This is a genomic window from Brevundimonas vesicularis NBRC 12165 (assembly GCF_001592205.1).
GTDB classification, from domain to species: domain Bacteria; phylum Pseudomonadota; class Alphaproteobacteria; order Caulobacterales; family Caulobacteraceae; genus Brevundimonas; species Brevundimonas vesicularis.
Genome location: NZ_BCWM01000001.1, coordinates 213996 through 231077, shown reverse-complemented (window position 1 = coordinate 231077; position 17082 = coordinate 213996). Strand labels below are relative to the sequence as shown.

The following is a 17082-nucleotide window of genomic DNA, read 5'->3' as shown; positions in this document are numbered from 1 at the left end:
TAGTTAAGCGGCGTCATCCAAGACGCAAATCCGCCTTCTTTGCTCACGGGCGGGGTCTGGTGTATGAGGCCCGCCCGACCCATCTGGGTCTCCATCTCTTTGTGCATGCGCGCGGCCAAACGGCCGACCGCAGATTCGTCATGAGCGTCATCCTGGAAAAGACCTCCCCCACCGCTAGCAAGACGGCCCTGGTTCTGTTCTCCGGCGGGCAGGACAGCGCGACCTGCCTGGCCTGGGCGCTGGAGCGGTTCGTGCGGGTGGAGACGGTCGGGTTCGACTATGGCCAGCGCCATCTGGTGGAGATGCAGGCGCGTCAGGCGGTGCGCGAGGGAATGAAGACGGCCCTGCCGCAGTGGGCCGATCGCCTGGGCGATGACCATGTGGTGGACCTGACCGGATATGGCCGGATCGCTGAGAGCGCCCTGACCGCCGACCGCAAGATCGAAATGGACGCGCGCGGCCTGCCGACCACATTTGTGCCGGGCCGCAATCTGATCTTTCTGGTCGCAGCCGCGGCGCTGGCGGATCGGCGAGGACTGGAAGTCCTGGTCGGCGGCATGTGCGAGACGGATTATTCTGGGTATCCGGATTGCCGCCACGAGACGATGGAGGCGATGGCGCGGGCGCTGTCGCTGGGGCTGGACAAGCCGGTCGTCATCGACACGCCCCTGATGTGGTTGACCAAGGCCCAGACCTGGGAACTTGCGGACAGGATCGGCGGCGACACGCTGATCGAGCTGATCATCGAGGATAGCCACACCTGCTATCAGGGCGACCGGACGCATCGACACGTCTGGGGCTATGGCTGCGGGTCTTGCCCGGCCTGCGAACTGCGCGCGGCCGGTTATGACGAATGGGCGTCGGAGCGATGACCTATTCGGCCAAGGAAGTGTTCCTGACGGTTCAGGGCGAGGGCGGACAGGCGGGGCGGCCGGCGGTCTTCCTGCGGTTCGCCGGCTGCAATCTGTGGAGCGGGCGCGAGCAGGATCGGGCCAGCGCCGTCTGCACCTTCTGCGACACCGACTTTGTGGGCGTCGACGGCGACGGGGGCGGCAAGTTCGCCTCGCCGGATTTGCTGGCCGATCACGTCGCGGCGATGTGGCGCGGGCGTGACGGCGATCCGAAACTGGTGGTCTGCACCGGCGGAGAGCCCTTGCTGCAGTTGGATGCGCCGCTGATCGACGCGCTGCATGCGCGCGGTTTCGAGATCGCCATCGAGTCGAACGGCACGTTGTTGGCACCCGAGGGCGTCGACTGGATCTGCATCAGTCCCAAGGCCGATGCGGATGTGGTGCAGACGCGCGGGGCCGAGCTGAAACTGGTCTTCCCCCAGCCCAAGGCCATGCCGGATCGGTTCGAGCATCTGGATTTCGAACGGTTCTGGCTCCAGCCGATGGACGGGCCGGATCAGGTCGAGAACACCGCCGCCGCCATCGAATACTGCCTGACCCACCCACAGTGGCGCCTGAGCGTCCAGACCCACAAATACATCGGCGTCCGCTAATGCCCGTCTTCGAGATCACCAAACAGGCGACCTTCGACGCCGCCCACCACTTCCCGAACGAGCCCGAGGGCAGCATCTATCGCCGCATTCACGGCCATTCCTTCACGGTCGAAGCGACGGTGCGGTCCGAGGTGCTGGATGTCGAACACGGCTGGGTGGCGGACTTGGGCGCGCTGGACCGGGCGCTGAAGGCGGCGGCCGAAACTCTGGATCACGGCATGCTGAACGAGCACGAGGGACTGGAGCTTCCCAGTCTGGAAAACCTGTGTCTGTGGTTCGCCAAGACGCTGAAACCCGAATGGCCGGGCCTGTGCCGGGTTCAGGTGGCGCGGCCGACGATCAACGAGCGGTGCGTTCTAAGTCTCTGACCTAGCAGCGTTTGCCCTGACGTTGGCGCTGTTCGCAGCGCCGTTGTTCGCGTTCATAGTCGCGCTGTTCACGCTCGCGACGCAGTTTGGTTTCCTCGTCCGAGGTGGTGACGGCGTCGAAGCCGGCGCCGACGACCGCGCCGGTGGCTTTCGCCGTCCCGCCGACGACCGCAGCGGTCCCGCCGACGACGGCGCCGACAAGGCAGCCCTGCAGCATCAGACAACCGCCCAGCACGACGACGACTTGGGATACGGAAACGAGGCGATTTCGACGACGCATGGCGACACTCCAGAGATTTGGAATAGTCGTCGATAATGATGAATGAGGGCTGACTTCAGGCCGGACGTTGCGGCAGCAGTTTGCGGCGTTGGCGCGACAGGGCCAGCGGCGTTCCATCAGCGCCCCAGGCGATCGCCTCGTCCACCGTCCAGCCCAGGCCGAGGTCCAGCATCCTGAACTCGAAGAAGGCCCAGCCGTCCGGCGCGGTCTGCGGCGTTGGATCGGCCAGGATGTCGATGCGCAGATCGACGGTGGTCATGGCGGCCGGCGTCTTGGATGCGGTCCAGGCGGGCGGGTACAGCGCGTCCAGCAGGTAGCACAGGCCGACCTCATCCAAGGGCCGGCCGTCGGCCATCCGCATCCAGGTGCGCTCGATCACCGGCTTGCCCTCATTGCCGCCCAGGATGTTGGGCCCGCCGTCGAAGCGGTATTCGACGTGCTGGGCGAAATGCGGCGACATCGGCCCGCGTATGGTGGCCTTGGGGTCCAGTTTATCCAGCGGCGGAGGCGGCGCGTGCAACGGCGTCAGCGGTGCCGGCGCGGCGTCCAGCCCATAGGTGCCGGTGGCGTGGTGGGTCATGCGCCCGTCCTGCTCGGCCTCGACCGCGGCATACAGAACGTTGCGGCCGCCGCGCAGCAGGCGAGGGCGAAAGGCGACCTGTTCGCCGAACCTTGCCGCTGACAGATATTGGACCGACAGGGTCCGAAGGGGCGCGGTCAGCGCCAGTCCCTGTCGCATCGACTGAGCGCACAGGGCCGCCAGCAGCCCGCCGAACGGAAAGCCCTTCTCCGGCGTCATGCTCGATGGGCCATTCGAGAAATGACCCGGCACAGGCGCGGACAAACCGCCGTCGTCGAGGATCTGGAAGGTGAGGGCGGCGTCGAGGGAAATGGGCGGCGTCATTGCGCGATCCTGCGTCAGGCGAAGAAGCGGCGGAAGGCCTGATGACGATCTCCCGCCGAAGTCCAAGGAACAAGGCGGCGAACCGGGAGGCTCGCACGTCCGTTGCGAAACAAGACTGACTTGGAGCGTTCGGATTTGCAACCCTTGCCAAATGCCTGACGCAGCGTCACTTTCGCGCCTATGGGACGCACCGCCGACTACAGCCGCCAAAGCTGCTCCATCGCCGCCACGCTTGAGGTGATCGGCGATCCCTGGACGCTGCTGGTCATTCGCGACGCCTTCAACGGGGTCAGCCGGTTCGAACAGTGGCAAGACAATCTGGGCGTGGCGCGCAATGTCCTGGCCGCCCGGCTGAAAAGCCTGGTCCAGCATGGCGTGCTGGAGCCGCGTCTGTACTCAGAGCGCCCGCCGCGTAACGAATATGTCCTGACCGCCAAAGGCAAGGATTTGTACGGCGTTCTGGTCACCCTGCATGGCTGGGGCAACAAGCACGTCTATGGCGACGCCGACAGCGGCATCGACATGATCCACAAGACCTGCGGTCACTCCCTGAGCCCGCGCATCGCCTGCGGCTGCTGCGGCGAGATCGTCAAACCCAGAGATATGGTCCTGACCCGCGCCGAGAACCGGCCTACGGTCGGCGACGTGATGCCGAAGGAAGTGGCTTAGGGAGCTCAGCGACTGGTCATGAACGGTCTGATGGCGAGATCGCTGATCGCTACCGCAGTCGTCTCAGCGGTTGTTGCTGGGGCTTGGATCTACAAGGTGGAAGGCGACTGTAGGCGGTTGCTGGCAACCAGTTCCCAAAGTGATGTCGAGGTGCGCCGTACGAGCGCGGGCATCTGCTATCCTTGTCGCTTAGACGGCCCTTTGTATGATATCAGATATCGCCGTTGCGAGGGTGACGATCGCGCTTATCGCGCGTCGTAATACGGCAAGCTAACAACATACGAGCGCGTGGATGCACTGCTGACGCTTCCTGGCAGTAGGGCTGCTAGGATCGCAAGGTGTCACGCTCCGAACGCCTTCTCGATCTGCTGAATGTGCTGCGGCGGCATCGTCGGCCGGTGAGCGGGCAGGTCTTGGCCGAGGAGATGGGCGTCAGTCTGCGGACGCTTTACCGCGATATCGCCAGCCTGCAGGCGCAAGGGGCGACGATCGAGGGGGAGGCGGGGGTCGGCTATGTTCTGAAGCCGGGCTTCATGCTGCCGCCGCTGATGTTCACGCCGGAAGAGATCGAGGCCTTGGTGCTGGGGTCGCGTTGGGTGGCGGACCGCGCCGATCCGCGGATGCGCGATGCGGCGTTGGCGGCGCTGGGAAGGATTTCAGCGGTGTTGCCGCCCGATCTGCGCGACGAGATGGACACGTCGGCCCTGCTGGTGGTGCCGGGAGAGCCGTTCCCGGCGGATCGGGTCGATCCGGCCTTGCTCAGGAAGGCGATCCGTACGGAGCGACGGCTGAAGCTGTGTTACCGCGACGAGGCGGGGTCGGCGTCGGAGCGTGTCGTCTGGCCGTTCGCCCTGGCCTTCTTCGACCGGGTGCGATTGCTGATCGCGTGGTGCGAACTGCGCGGTGATTTCCGCAGTTTCCGCACCGATCGCATCGTCGAGGCGGAGGTAATGGAGGCGCGCTATCCGACGCGTCGCCAGGCGCTGATGAAGACCTGGCGCGAGGCGCATGAAAGATCGAGATCGGGCGACGGCTGCTGACGGAAACTGGCGGCAGCGAAGGCTAGGGTTCGGCGTGTTGGAAACACAAGGGGCTGGGCTGATGAGCGAGATCGAGGACATTATTCTGGCCGTCGCGGATCCGGAAATCAGCGCGCGCTTCTATGCCAACCTGCTGGGTTGTCGGCCGGTGATGGCGGGACCGGACCGGGCCTTGTTCAAGCTGACGTCGGGGCGGGCGCTGGGGCTGCTGCGGCGTGCCGGCGATCGGCGCGAGGTATGCGAAGTCGACTTTCCGCTGGAGGGCGCCGAGGCGGTGGATCAGGCGCATATCGACTGGTGGGATCGTGGCGCGCGCATTCTGACGCCGCCCACGAACGCCACGCCGGTCCGCAGCTTCGTGGCAGGCGATCCGGACGGCCATCGGCTGAGGGTCTATGCCGTCGCGGCGTGGGCGTGATCAGACCTCGGCTTCGAGCCGGTATCCGACGCCGCGGACATTGGTCACCAGACCGGCGGCGTCGGCGGCGTCCAGCTTGCGGCGCAGATGGCTGACGTGGCTGTCGATCGTGCGCTCCAGAACCGACTGATTGGGGAAGCAGGCCTGCATGATTTCACTGCGGCTGAAGACGCGCAGGGGCGTGCGGGCCATGTGGGCCAGGATGCGGAACTCTGTCAGTGTCAGGTCCAGACGGCGCTTGCCCGACGGCGTCAGGATCGCCGCCAGATAGTTCTCCAACTGCACTTCCAGGGGACCGACGCGCAGGGTCTTGGCGGCCCGACCGCCGCCGCTGCGTCGCAGGATGGTCTGGATCGAGGCCGTGACCTCGGCCGGCTTGAACGGCTTGGCGATATAGTCGTCCGCCCCGATCCGCAGCGCCTGCAGCTTGTCTGTGGCCTCGTCCCGCTCGCCGACCATGATGACGGGCGTTTCGCCGCGCCGACGCAGTTCGCCCAGCACATCCCAGCCGTCGCGCACGGGCAGGCGGACGCTGAGCAGGGCGAGATCGGGTTTGAGCGACGCATGCAGGTCGGCAGCCTGCTGGCCGTTGGCGGCGACGACGGTGCGAAAGCCGTCCCGACGCAGGGCGGCGTCCAAGATTTCGACGCCCTCGGCGGCGTCATCGGCGATCAGGATCAGGCTGCTCATGGCGTCTCCGAAAGCCGCCATCGCGCCAGATCGTCGCGTCGTCCAGCAAAACCGGACGGCTGCGGTGAAGTTTCATATCGCCGTCGCAAAGCCTTCACGCAGACGAAGAAAAACCCCCTCCCGCCAAGGCGGAAGGGGGCCAGTCGTTCGTTCGGGAGGAACGCTTAGTAGGAGGCGCGCAGCTCGATGCCGAAGGTGCGCGGGTTGTTGAAGTTGCCGTAGTCGCCCAGGGTGTTCCGGTTCGACGGATCGCGGCGATAGACGTAGGTCTCGTCCAGCAGGTTGCGCGACCACAGGGCCACTTCCAGCAGCGGACCGCCGTCGCGGGTCGTGATGTCGGCGATGGCGACGCGGGCGTTCACAACGAAGGACGAGTCGGCCTTGATCGCGAACTGCTCGAAGCTGTGGGCCGCATCGGCGTAGTTGGCGTCGATGTGCGCCTTCAGCGTCGCGCCCATGAAAGGCGAGTTCCAGTCGGCCGCGACGCTGCCGGCGTTCTCAGGCGTATAGGCGATGAAGACCTGTTGAACCTGGCCGTTGAACGGGTTGACCGTGTCCGGCACCTTGGCGTCCGTATAGGCGTAGGAGGCCGACAGGGTCAGGTTGTCGGTCGCCCGGAACTGACCTTCCAACTCGACGCCGCGGATTTTCGTGGTGCCCGGAGCGTTGATCGTTTCCAGCGTGTTGCGGGTCGAGGCGCCCTGGACGGTGACCAGGCTGAAGTCGATCTGGCTGTCGGTGCGGTCCATGGCGTAGACGGCGGCGTTCAGGCGGACGCGACGGTCGAACAGGTCGCTCTTTACGCCGATTTCGTAGGCCTTGACCTCTTCGGGATCGAACGAGCGATAGGTCAGCGAGCGCGAGGAGGCGCCGCCGGCGCGGTAGCCGGTCGAATACTTGCCGTAGATGTTGATGTTGTTGCTGACGTCATAGGCCAGGGTGACCAGCGGGTCGAAGCGATCGACCTTGGAGCTGAAGCGCCGCACGCCCCGCACGCCATCTACGATCGGCAGATCATTGTTCACCAACTCCAGCACGCCGTCCTTGTCGTCCCAGGTGTAGCGCCCGCCGACCGTCAGGTGCAGGGCGTCCATGCTGGCCGGCGTCCAGGTCGCCTGGCCGTAGATGGCCTTGGACTCCGAATGGGCGGTGGACTTGCGGTCCAGCGAGCGGAAGCCGCGGATCGTCGGGGTGGGGTCCAGGATGGTGTAGCCCGTGCCGTCGGCGTTCCACTGGTTCGTCGAGGGCGTGGCGGCGTCGTCGGACACCGTTTCCTTGAAGTAGAAGACGCCGCCGACGTAGTCGATGCTGTCGCCCAGCGAACCGACGGCCTGCAGTTCCTGGCTGAACTGATGCTGCCAGAAGCCGGCCAGCGAGTAGCGGCTGAACTTGCCGTTCGGGCCTGTAACCGGCGGGCGGTGCGCGCCGGCGATGTTGTCATACTGTTCGACGTCCAGATCGCGGTAGGCCGTGATCGAGCGGATTTCCAGCGAGTCGGTCGGGCGATACGACAGGTGCAGATCCATGCCGCGCGTGTCGTCGACGCTGAACTGCTGAGGCACGCCGATGTCGGCCTGCGTCATGCGCTTGGAGCCTTCGACCTGGACCAGGGGCGACAGGGCGCGGATGCTGCCCGAGGGAACCGTAGCCGAGGTGAACGGCACGACGGTCAGGCCGTTCGGGTTGAAGTTCAGCAGCTGGCTGTAGAACGGGGTGTTCTTGTCCTTGCTGATGTCAGCTGCGAAGTTGGCGGTGAAGTTTTCGGCCGGCGTCCAGCGCGTCTGGAAGCGAAGGCCGCGACGGTCATACTCGCCAAAGCCCGTCTGTCCCGGCAGGATGTTCTCGGTCACCGGACCCTGGACGGAAATGATGCCGTCGACCTTGAAGGCGAAGTCGCCCAGAGCGGGGAAGTCGACGTGCAGTTCGGAGTTGTAGGACTCCAGATTGCCGACGCCGGCGATGGCGCGCATGCCGAACACGCCCGTGGGCTTCTTGGTCACCAGCGACAGGGCGCCGCCTTCGGTGTTGCGGCCGAACAGGGTCCCTTGCGGCCCCTTGAGGACTTCGACGCGCTCGATGTCGAGCAGGGCGGCGGCGAGGCCATGCTGGCGGGCCAGATAGACGCCGTCGACATAGACGCCGACGCCTTGCTCACGGGCGGGCTGGTTGGCGTCGTTCGGCACGATGCCGCGGATGCCGATGGTCAGGGCGGACTGACGGGCCTCGAAGGTGGCGATGCGCAGGCTGGGGACGCTGCCGTCGGCCAGGTCCATCAGGCTCTGTACGTGGCGATCGGCCAGGGCTTCGGCGTTGACGACCGAGATCGAGATCGGCGTGTCCTGCAGGTTGGTTTCGCGCTTGGTGGCGGTCACGACGATGTCGTCAAGACCGGCCGGCTCGGCGCTGGCGGCCGTCGGCGCGGTCTGGACCGGCGCGGTTTGGGCGAAGGCGGAAACGGGCGCGGCGAGAAGGGCGGTCCCCAGCAGCAGCTGAAGGCGCAGTTTGGTCTGACGATGCATTTTTATCCCCTGCTTAGTCGGGGCGGGGATTACGCCGTCATTGCGATGCGCAGTTTACAGCCGTGCAACAGCCCGGTGCATCTTTGATGTCCGAGGACGCGTCAAATCTTCGATGCAGGTCCACGATAATTCCACATCGTCTCCACAATCGAACAGACGGAGCACGTCGGGTAACGCGCTCCGTCCTCGTGAAAGCTATTTCCTCACGTATTTGTCGAGGAAGGTCAGATAGGCGTCCTGGGCTGTGATGCGGTTGTCGCGGCGGGTGAAGCCGTGCCCTTCGTTCGGGAAGACGACATAGTCGACCGGCACGCCATTGGCGCGGACGGCGGCGACCAGTTCGTCGCTTTCGACCTTCAGCACGCGCGGGTCGTTCTCACCCTGCACGACCAAGAGGGGCTTGTTGATCCCTTCGGTGTGGAACAGCGGCGAGATGCGGCGGTGGCGCTCGGCGTCGGTGGCTGGATCACCCATCTCGTCATAAAGGGCGATGCGCTGGGCGCCCCACCAGGGCGGAATGGACTCAAGCGTTCGAACCCAGTTGGTTACGCCGAAGATGTCCACCCCCGCCGCAAAGGCGTCGGGATGGAAGGCGAGGGCGGCGGCGGTGATGTATCCGCCATAGGATCCGCCCATCACTGCGACCTGATCGTCGGCGACCCAGTCCTGCTCTCTCAGCCAGTCGCCGCCGGCGACGATGTCGCGCAAATCCGCCTCGCCGTGCTTCTTGTCGTCCAGATGGAAGAAGGTCTTGCCGTAGCCGGAGGAGCCCCGGTTGTTGGCGCCCAACACAGCATAGCCATGGTTCACCAGGTGCTGGACCATGGCCGAATAGCCGCGTCGGGTCTGGCCGCCGGGACCGCCGTGGACCAGCACGATGGCCGGGGCGAGATTTGCGGCGGACGCGCCCTTGGGCTTGTAAAGCACAGCGGGGATCATGACGCCGCCCTCGCCAGGGTATCGCACGATGGTGGCCTCGACGAGCGCGTTTTCGTCGATTGCGGGATTGAGGGCATGGGTCAGACGGGTGGCCCGCCCGGTGGTCAGGTCGGCGACGAAGACGTCGGCCGGCGAGGTGTCGGACGAAACGGTGAAGGCGATGGTCTTCTCGTCCTCGCTGAACCGGACATTGCCGATATCGCCGTCAGGCAGGCCGGTCATGGCGACAGGCTGGCCGGTCGTAGCGTCCAGCAGGGTCAATTCGGTCTTGGCGTCGGCGTTCAGGCCCGAGACGCGGTAACGCCCGCTGGGCGAATAGAAGACGAAGCTGACATCCCAATCCGCCTGGATAAGCGGCGTGTTCGCGCCGCTCGCCAGATCGTGGCGAATGGCCTGCTGAAACTCGCCGTTCTGGTCCGTGCCGATCAGCACGGCTTTCGAGTCTGGCGTGAAGTCGAAGGCGGTATAGGCGACATTGCCTTCGTGCGGGGTCAGCAGCTTGGGCTCGCCCGGTGCAGTCAGATCGACCAGATAAAGGTCGTTGTTGGCGCTGGTCAGCGCCTTGTCCAGCACCAGCCACCGGCCATCCGGCGACAGGGCGGCCGGTGAGAAACCGCCGGTGTTCTCGAACACCGTCCGATGCGCATAGGTGGTCGCATCATAGGCGATGACATCGAAGGCTGAGGCGTCGCGTGCGTTGGACGTGACGAAGAAGGTCTTGCCGTCCTGGCTCCAGCTCAAGAAGTCGGCCTTGACCTTGTCGCCCGGCGTCAGGTCGGTGATCGCGTCGTCCGGCGTCCGCACGAACAGATGGCTCAGCTCGTCGCCGCCGCCGTCCTGAGTGAAGAGGATGCGGGCATCAGAGGGGAAGTAGCTGACGGGATTGACCGCGCTCGTGGTCGAGGTGGTCAGCGGAATCGGATCGCCGCCGGCGATGGGCAGGGCGTAGGCATTGAAGACCCCCGTCTTGTCCGACCGGATCAGCACGGACTTGCCGTCCGGCGAGAACGCCTTGGCCCCGCCATAGCCCAGACCATACGAGACGGTGTCGAAGAACTGGGCCGCCGTATAGGTCGGCGCCGCCGGGCTTGTCGCCGCGGGTGCGGCGGCCTGCGCCATTGCTGCGGCGGGAAGGGCGGCCATCAGGGCCATTACGGAAATCAGGCAGGCGGTGGTGCGCATCGGAGCCTCTCATCGGTGGGATGACCGTAGGAGGCGACAGAACACCACGACGGATGCAAACTGTCTTCGATTTAATGGATCGTCGTTAGGCGACGACCGCCGTCGTGTCGCGGATGAAGCCGCCGCCCAGGACGCGTTCGGGGTCCGTCGGATCATACAGGGCGCAGGCCTGGCCCGGCGCGACGCCTTCTTCGCCGTCGTCAAAGACCACGCGGATATCGCCGTCGATCAAGGCCAGGCGGGCCGGCGAGGGCTGGCGGGTCGAACGGACGCGGGCAAGGACCGGGATATTGGCCTCGGCGGCCTCGACGATGGTCGCCTCTTCGCCCAGCCAGTTGGTTTCTTCCAGCGTCAGACTGGCGGTCAGCAGGGCTTCGCGCGGGCCGACGATGACGCGACGGGTCTCGGGCTCCAGCCGGGTCACGAACAGCGGCTCGCCCACGGCGATGTTCAGGCCGCGGCGCTGGCCGATCGTATAGTCCGTGATGCCCGCGTGCCGGCCCAGCACCCGTCCGTCCATATGCACAATCTCGCCGGCCTCACGCCCTTGCGGACGCAGGCGGTCGATCAGGGTGCGATAGTCGCCGGAAGGTACGAAACAGATATCCTGGCTGTCCGACTTTGCGGCGATCTTCAGGCCCAGTTCGGCGGCGACGCCGCGCACCTGTGGCTTTTCCAGATCGGCCAGGGGGAAGCGCAGATAGTCCAGCTGGTCTTGGGTCGTGGCGAACAGGAAGTAGGATTGGTCTCGCGAATGGTCGATCGCCTTGCGCATCTGCGAGCGGTTTCCGGCGACGGCGCGGCGGACGTAGTGACCCGTGGCCATCGCCTCGGCGCCCAGGTCGCGCGCCACGTCCAGCAGGTCGCGGAACTTGACGGTCTGATTACAGCGGATGCAGGGGACCGGCGTCTGGCCCTTTAGGTAGCTGTCGGCGAACTGGTCGATGACCGCATCCTTAAACCGGCTCTCATAGTCCAGGACGTAGTGCGGAATGCCGATCATGTCGGCGGCCAGACGCGCGTCGTGAATGTCCTGGCCCGCGCAGCAGGCGCCCTTCTTCTTCAACGCCGCGCCGTGGTCATAAAGCTGCAGCGTCACGCCGACGACGTCATAGCCGGCCTTGTGCAGCAGGGCCGCGACGACAGTGGAATCCACACCGCCGGACATGGCGGCCACCACGCGCGCGCCGACTGGCAGGCCGACCGCCGCCCGCGCGCTCTCGACCGCCGCATCCATGTCGGTGCGGGCGATGTCGGGAACGGGGCAGAAATCTTCGACCAAGGTCATTGCGGCCATTTAGTGCGGAACCGGCGCGATTTCGAGGCCCCAAACGAAAAGGGCCGCACCCGTCGCCGGATGCGGCCCTTAACGTCTTCGGGGAAACCCTCAGGAGCGGTAGCTCTGGATCCGCGTCGTGCGCAGACCCTGCATGCCCCATTTGTCGATGGCCTTCTGCCAGGCCAGGAACTCTTCGGCCGTCAGGCGATATTTCGCCAGGGCGTCGTCGAGGCTGAGCAGGCCGCCGCGAACGGCGGCGACGACCTCGGCCTTGCGCCGGATCACCCACCGGTCCGTGTTGGACGGCGGCAGGTCGTTGAGGGTCAGGGGCGTGCCAGTCGGTCCGACCACGTATTGTTCGCCTTTGCTATTAAGGCGTCGCTCTTGCAACATGGGCTTATGCCTCTTTCACCAACACCGTAGTGTCATGAAGGTAGGCGTCCCCGACTAAGGTCCGTTTAAGGGTCGTGGTGAAGGAACGGATAACTTCCGCCCCTCCCTGAACGACTCTGTAAACCTTGCTTGCGCGACGATTCATCGAGACTAACGCTTACTTACTCGCCGATCAGCGTTTGATGTTGATCAGCTCGGCCAGCATTTCATCGGCCGTGGTGATGATTTTGGACGAGGCGGAATAGGCGCGCTGAGTGGTGATCAGGCCGGTGAACTCGGCCGACAGATCAACGGTCGAGGACTCCAGCTGCTTGGCCGCGATCTCGCCCGCGCCGCCCGTTCCCGCCGCCTTCAGGTTGAAGGTGCCGGACTGAAGGCTGACGGCGTAGGCGTTGCCGGACACTTCACGCAGGCTGTCGGGGCTGGGGAAGGTGGCGACCGCGACCTGGGCGATGCGGCGCATGACGCCGTTGTCGAAGATGGCGGTGACGAAGCCGCCTTCGTCGATCTTGATCTCGCTCAGATTGCCGAACGCCGTGCCGTTGGTGACCGTCGATTGCACCACCGAGGCAGTGTTCAGCTGGCTGAGGCCGCCGGCCGAGGTGTTGAGGTCCAGCGTGACGGCTTGGGCGGCGATGCCGAGGCCGTCAGCCCAGGCCACCTGGCCGGCCGGCATGGTCAGATTGTTCGGATCGGACTTGCCGAAGTCCAGCGTCGCCATGGTGGGGTCGTCGAACAGACCCGTGCCTGCGGGCCAGGCCTTCATCGTGTCGACGTCCAGGCGACCCGACGGCGTGAAGGCGATCTTGCCGGTCTTGATCTGGCCGTTGGCGTAGGGAGCGCCTGCGATCACGTCGCTGGCCGGCACGGACACGATTTCCGCATACCAGATGTTCGGTTCGTCGCTCTTCAGGAAGCGGAGTTCCAGGTTGCGCTGGCCGCCCTTGGAGTCCGAAACCGGGATGTTCATCTTGAAGTCGGGCTTCACGCCGACGGGGTTGTCGTCGTCGGCGTTGTACATCGCCATGGAGTTGACCGACGGGTCGTATTTCGTCTTGGCGACGTTTTCGTTGCCCAGGCCGACGTCCGAAAGGTTGAGCGTATAGGCAGGGCCGCTGGCCGGCGTGAACTGGATCTGGGTCGGCGGTGTGCCGATCGCGGTCGCTGAGCCGGCGTTCGCGCCGTTGATGGTCAGTCCAGTGATGGCGCCGGTGGTCGGGTCGAAGGTCGCCGAGGCGTCGACCTTCTGCGAACCGGACTTGATCACCAGATCATGGCTGTTGGCGCCGGTGCGGGTGTAGCGGACCGACACGTCGTGGGTCACGGCCGGCGTCGCCGTATCGGACACGCCCTTGTAGGACTGGGCGCTGGCCGCGGAGGACGATTCCTGGCTCGAACGCAGGTTGGCGTTGATCTGGACGCGAGTGGTCGGTTCGGCGGTGCCGCCGACCGAGCCGATGTTGATCGAGCGCAGGCGCGACAGATCGGAAGGATCGGTCGAGATCTCGCCGTTGGAGTCCACCGGCCAGCCTTGAAGATACAGGCCGGCGCTGTTCTTCAGATAGCCCTGCTTGTCGACGGTGAAGGCGCCGGCGCGGGTGAACAGGCGGGTGTCGGTCGCGCCGACGTTCTCGGCCTGGGTCGTGGTGACGAAGAAGCCCTGACCGTTGACGGCGAGGTCGGTGCTGGAGGTCGTGCGCTGAAGCTGACCTTCCTGGCTGACATAGGAGCGGGTGTTGGTGGTCACGCCGCCGGCCGAGTAGCTGCCGCCCGATGCGGTCTGGCTGTTGACCAGGGTCTGGAACTCGCTGGCCGTGCGCTTGTAGCCGACGGTATTCACGTTGGCGATGTTCTGGGAGATCGCCGCCAGGGCGGCGGAGTTGGCGGCCAGGCCGGACACGCCGGCCAGCATTGCACTGTTGAGGCTCATGGAAGAACGCTCCTTAAATAGATGTCATCGGGAAGGCGGCGGATCGCATCATGCGGCCGCCTCCTCGTTGGGGACGTTCGGATTCTCCGTATCGTCGGTATCGTTGGCCGCCTGAGCCTTGATCTCGTTCAGCGAGATCACGGTCGAAAGCGGAAGGATGGAGTCGCCGATCACCAAGTATGGCGCGCCGTTGTACATCTCGACGCCGGTGACCCGGCCCTGGATCAGGGCTTGGGCGTCAACCTTGGCGCCGGCAGCGTCGGTAGCGGCGACCTTCAGCGTATAGACGCCGCCGTCCTCGGCCGTGCCGCCGTCCTTCAGCTTGCCATCCCAGGAGAAGGTGTGCAGGCCGGACTTCTTGTCCGGCGCGGCGCCTTCCCAGACCACGACGCCCTTGCTGTCGACGACCTGCAGCGTGGCCTTGTCGGCGTCGGCGCCTAGCTCGTAGGCCCAGGTGGCCTTGCCGTCGTTGAACTCGGTGGCGGTCCAGGCGGCGGTGACGCTCTTGCCGATGTAGTTGGCGGCGTTGTCCAAGCCGCCGCCGGCCTGGGCGGCCAGCAGGCTGGTCAGCAGGTCGTTCGTCAGCAGTTGCTGCTCCACGCCAGCCATCTGGGTCAGTTGAGCGGTGAATTGGTTGGAATCCAGCGGCGACAGCGGATCCTGGTTCTTCATCTGCGTGGTCAGCAGGGTCAGGAAGGTCTCGAAGTTCGAGGCCAGGGCCTTTGTGCCGCCGGTGACCCGGCCGGCTGCTGCGCTTGTGGTGACGGCGTCGACCATGGGGTCAGACCTTCAGATCGACGCGGTCAGGCGTCAGGGAATGATTGATCCAGGCGCCGGGCGCCGGGACGATGGGCATGTCGGCCTGGGCCGCAAGGCGAGAGCCGCCGGCGAACAGGGCGTTGCGCTGCTGCTGGCGCTCGAAGGCGCCGCCGCCCGCGGACGGATCGCGTTGCGAGAAGTCGAGCGCATCGCCTGCGACCTGGAAGCCGGCCTCCTGAAGCTGGCGACGCAGTTCGTCGGCGCGACCCTTCAGATCGGCGGCGGCGGCGGGGTTGTCGAAGGCCAGGCGAGCGGACAGCTGGCCGTCCTTGCCGATCTCAAGGCTGACATCGACGCGGCCCAGATCTTCGGGCGTCAGCACCATGTCGAACCGGGTCGAACGGCCGTCCAGTTTGCGAGCGATCTGTGCGGCGAGTTGAGCGGTGGTCTCGACGGTGGCGCGCGACAGGGTGGACAGGCCCTGAGCATGGCTGGACACGGCGGCCTGTTGAGCAGGCTGAGCATCGGTCGGCGCGGGGTTCGCAATCGGCGCATCAGGCGACGCTGCATCGGGCGCGGCGACGGCGGCGGTTGCGGGCTCGGCTGCCTTTGCGGATGGGGACGCCGGCTTGGCGGCGACTTGGATCACGGCGCTGGAAGGAGTGGCGTCTTCGGTCGTCGCTCTTTGAACCGCAGCAACGGCGGTTTCCCCGGTCTGGTCCAGCGCGCCATGGAGGTTGCCGCGCAGGGGTGCAGCGGCCTGCAGGGAGGTCAGCGGCTTCAGCGTGTCGGCCGGGGCAGCCTCTGTCGACTGTCCGAAAGCCGCTTCGGTGAGGGCTGCGACGACGTCGGCGGGGGCTATGGCGGAGGGCTTGGGCGTCGTTGCGTTGGCGGCGATCTGAACCTGAGCGGCCGGGATCTGAGCGGCCGCCAGGGACTGCGCTATGGGCGAGGGAGCGGCCGGTTTGTCGGTATTGGCGACAACGGTCTGGATCGTGTTGGCCGCAGCGTCGAAATTCGCAGGCACCGGCGGCGCTGCGTTGGTCGGACGAGGCGCTGCTTCGCCCGTTCCCGTAGCGGCAGGCTTGGGCGCGACTATCGGCTTCGGACCGTCTGTAGTCATCGTCGGCTGGGCAGGCGTGACCGAGGCCTCGGCGGCCTTGACTTCAGCCGGCTTCGCCGCGGCGGGAGAAGAGGTCGACGCTTCGGTCGTCAGGATTTCTGAGAGTTCCGAAAGGACTGCTTGAGCGCTCGCGGCCGTCAGGGCCGTCTTCGCTTCAATGTCCTGGTTGGCAGGCGCCGACGCAGTCTTGGCCGCCGTGTCAGTTTCAGCACGAGCATCTGTGGCGACCGTCGTCTTCATCGCCTCGGGCGCAATGAATGCGACTGACGCAACATCTTTGGGAGCTTGTGGATCGACAGGGATTTCCGCCGCGTCCTCGGAAACGGCCGACGAGCCCGCGACGACGATCGATTGAGCGACCGGAACGGCCGGCGTCAGTTGCGCGGCTGTAAACGGCGTTGCGGCGACGAGGTCAGGGGTATCGTCATCATTCGCGGCCGTGTCCGTGCCGATCTGCTGCTCGTCGGCAAGGGAAGGCTGAGCTGCGGAGTCTGCTATCTCGCCCAAGATCGTAGAGACGCTTTCGGTTGTCGGGGCCGGCGTGTCGGTGCCCGGCTCGGCCGTCATGGGCTGGGCCATGATGACGCCCAACGACCGAGCGCCCGTCAGACGGCCGGGCGTCATCCGTTCGACAGGCGCGCCGTGGACGCCCGCATTCAGCGCATCGGCGACCTTGCTGGAGAACAGGCCCGCATCGGCTGACTCTGCGCCCAGCGCGGCAGCCGACGTTCCGGTCGAAACCAGAGCGGCAGGCGCGAGCAGGGCGGAAGCGGTGGACATGGAAGCGCGGCGGCTTTCGTAAGGAGCGACGACGGCGCCTGCTGCGCCCAAGAGTTCGCCGCCCTCGACGCAAGGGCCGGGCCAAGAAAATAAGCGAGCAAAAACAATGCAAAGAATAGGGTCGAGGTCGACGGGTCCGCGGCGCGGCGGTCGTTATTGCCGCGCTCTCGCCACTTTTTGCCCGGCTTCGCACGCTGCCGATCAGTGACGCGCGGCATGCCCGCAATCCGATTGGCCCGACCTTTGCGCGTCTTTCCCATCATGACGGCCGCCCGATCAACGATCCTGTGGAAAAACAACGCTTT

General features: G+C 65.7%; 16 protein-coding genes. 6 read left to right on the top strand and 10 right to left on the bottom strand.

Annotated features, from left to right (window positions below; all coding sequences use genetic code 11):
• Positions 1-140 precede the first annotated feature (140 nt).
• Genes queC through BVE01S_RS01140 form a run of 3 tightly spaced genes read left to right on the top strand, consistent with a single transcriptional unit; the run spans position 141 to position 1872 of the window.
• Entirely contained in the window at positions 141-872 is a 732-nt protein-coding gene (gene queC / locus BVE01S_RS01150; protein WP_066623363.1) for a 7-cyano-7-deazaguanine synthase QueC, read from the top strand.
• Entirely contained in the window at positions 869-1504 is a 636-nt protein-coding gene (gene queE, locus BVE01S_RS01145) for a 7-carboxy-7-deazaguanine synthase (protein ID WP_066623360.1), read from the top strand. Before queC ends, queE begins: the two co-directional genes overlap by 4 nt.
• Positions 1504-1872, top strand: coding sequence for a 6-pyruvoyl trahydropterin synthase family protein (locus tag BVE01S_RS01140; protein WP_066623142.1), 369 nt, complete (start codon positions 1504-1506; stop codon positions 1870-1872). Before queE ends, BVE01S_RS01140 begins: the two co-directional genes overlap by 1 nt.
• Before the next feature lies 1 nt (position 1873).
• Here the strand turns inward: BVE01S_RS01140 and BVE01S_RS01135 are convergent, their stop codons facing one another.
• Positions 1874-2152, bottom strand: coding sequence for a hypothetical protein (locus tag BVE01S_RS01135; protein ID WP_017504585.1), 279 nt, complete (start codon positions 2150-2152; stop codon positions 1874-1876).
• A gap of 55 nt (positions 2153-2207) precedes the next feature.
• The gene (locus tag BVE01S_RS01130) at positions 2208-3056 is read right to left on the bottom strand and encodes a thioesterase family protein (RefSeq protein ID WP_066623136.1); all 849 of its coding nucleotides are present in this window, start codon (positions 3054-3056) and stop codon (positions 2208-2210) included.
• Positions 3057-3236: 180 nt separating this feature from the next.
• On the opposite strand from BVE01S_RS01130, the gene BVE01S_RS01125 reads away from it, so the two are divergent.
• From BVE01S_RS01125 to BVE01S_RS01115, 3 genes are all read left to right on the top strand, one after another.
• A complete protein-coding gene (locus tag BVE01S_RS01125; protein ID WP_066552002.1) occupies positions 3237-3725 on the top strand; it encodes a winged helix-turn-helix transcriptional regulator in 489 nt (162 codons plus the stop codon).
• A gap of 338 nt (positions 3726-4063) precedes the next feature.
• Positions 4064-4765 (top strand): helix-turn-helix transcriptional regulator, encoded by a 702-nt coding sequence (locus BVE01S_RS01120; RefSeq protein WP_066623132.1) that lies wholly within the window; start codon positions 4064-4066, stop codon positions 4763-4765.
• 61 nt (positions 4766-4826) lie between these two features.
• On the top strand, positions 4827-5183 hold the full coding sequence (locus BVE01S_RS01115) for a VOC family protein (RefSeq protein ID WP_066623129.1): 357 nt from the start codon (positions 4827-4829) through the stop codon (positions 5181-5183).
• Here the strand turns inward: BVE01S_RS01115 and BVE01S_RS01110 are convergent, their stop codons facing one another.
• From BVE01S_RS01110 to BVE01S_RS17200, 8 genes are all read right to left on the bottom strand, one after another.
• A complete protein-coding gene (locus BVE01S_RS01110; protein WP_066623357.1) occupies positions 5184-5873 on the bottom strand; it encodes a response regulator in 690 nt (229 codons plus the stop codon).
• Positions 5874-6037: 164 nt separating this feature from the next.
• The gene (locus BVE01S_RS01105) at positions 6038-8392 is read right to left on the bottom strand and encodes a TonB-dependent receptor (protein WP_066623127.1); all 2355 of its coding nucleotides are present in this window, start codon (positions 8390-8392) and stop codon (positions 6038-6040) included.
• A 195-nt stretch (positions 8393-8587) separates the two neighbouring features.
• The gene (locus BVE01S_RS01100) at positions 8588-10513 is read right to left on the bottom strand and encodes a S9 family peptidase (protein WP_066623120.1); all 1926 of its coding nucleotides are present in this window, start codon (positions 10511-10513) and stop codon (positions 8588-8590) included.
• 85 nt (positions 10514-10598) lie between these two features.
• Positions 10599-11810, bottom strand: coding sequence for a tRNA 2-thiouridine(34) synthase MnmA (gene mnmA, locus BVE01S_RS01095; RefSeq protein ID WP_066623117.1), 1212 nt, complete (start codon positions 11808-11810; stop codon positions 10599-10601).
• Positions 11811-11900: 90 nt separating this feature from the next.
• Positions 11901-12185, bottom strand: coding sequence for a CtrA inhibitor SciP (gene sciP, locus BVE01S_RS01090; RefSeq protein ID WP_026108337.1), 285 nt, complete (start codon positions 12183-12185; stop codon positions 11901-11903).
• Between the two features lie 172 nt (positions 12186-12357).
• Entirely contained in the window at positions 12358-14115 is a 1758-nt protein-coding gene (gene flgE, locus BVE01S_RS01085) for a flagellar hook protein FlgE (RefSeq protein ID WP_055754753.1), read from the bottom strand.
• 48 nt (positions 14116-14163) lie between these two features.
• Entirely contained in the window at positions 14164-14892 is a 729-nt protein-coding gene (locus tag BVE01S_RS01080; protein WP_066623114.1) for a flagellar hook assembly protein FlgD, read from the bottom strand.
• Positions 14893-14896: 4 nt separating this feature from the next.
• Positions 14897-16777, bottom strand: coding sequence for a flagellar hook-length control protein FliK (locus BVE01S_RS17200; RefSeq protein WP_240612075.1), 1881 nt, complete (start codon positions 16775-16777; stop codon positions 14897-14899).
• Positions 16778-17082: the final 305 nt, after the last annotated feature.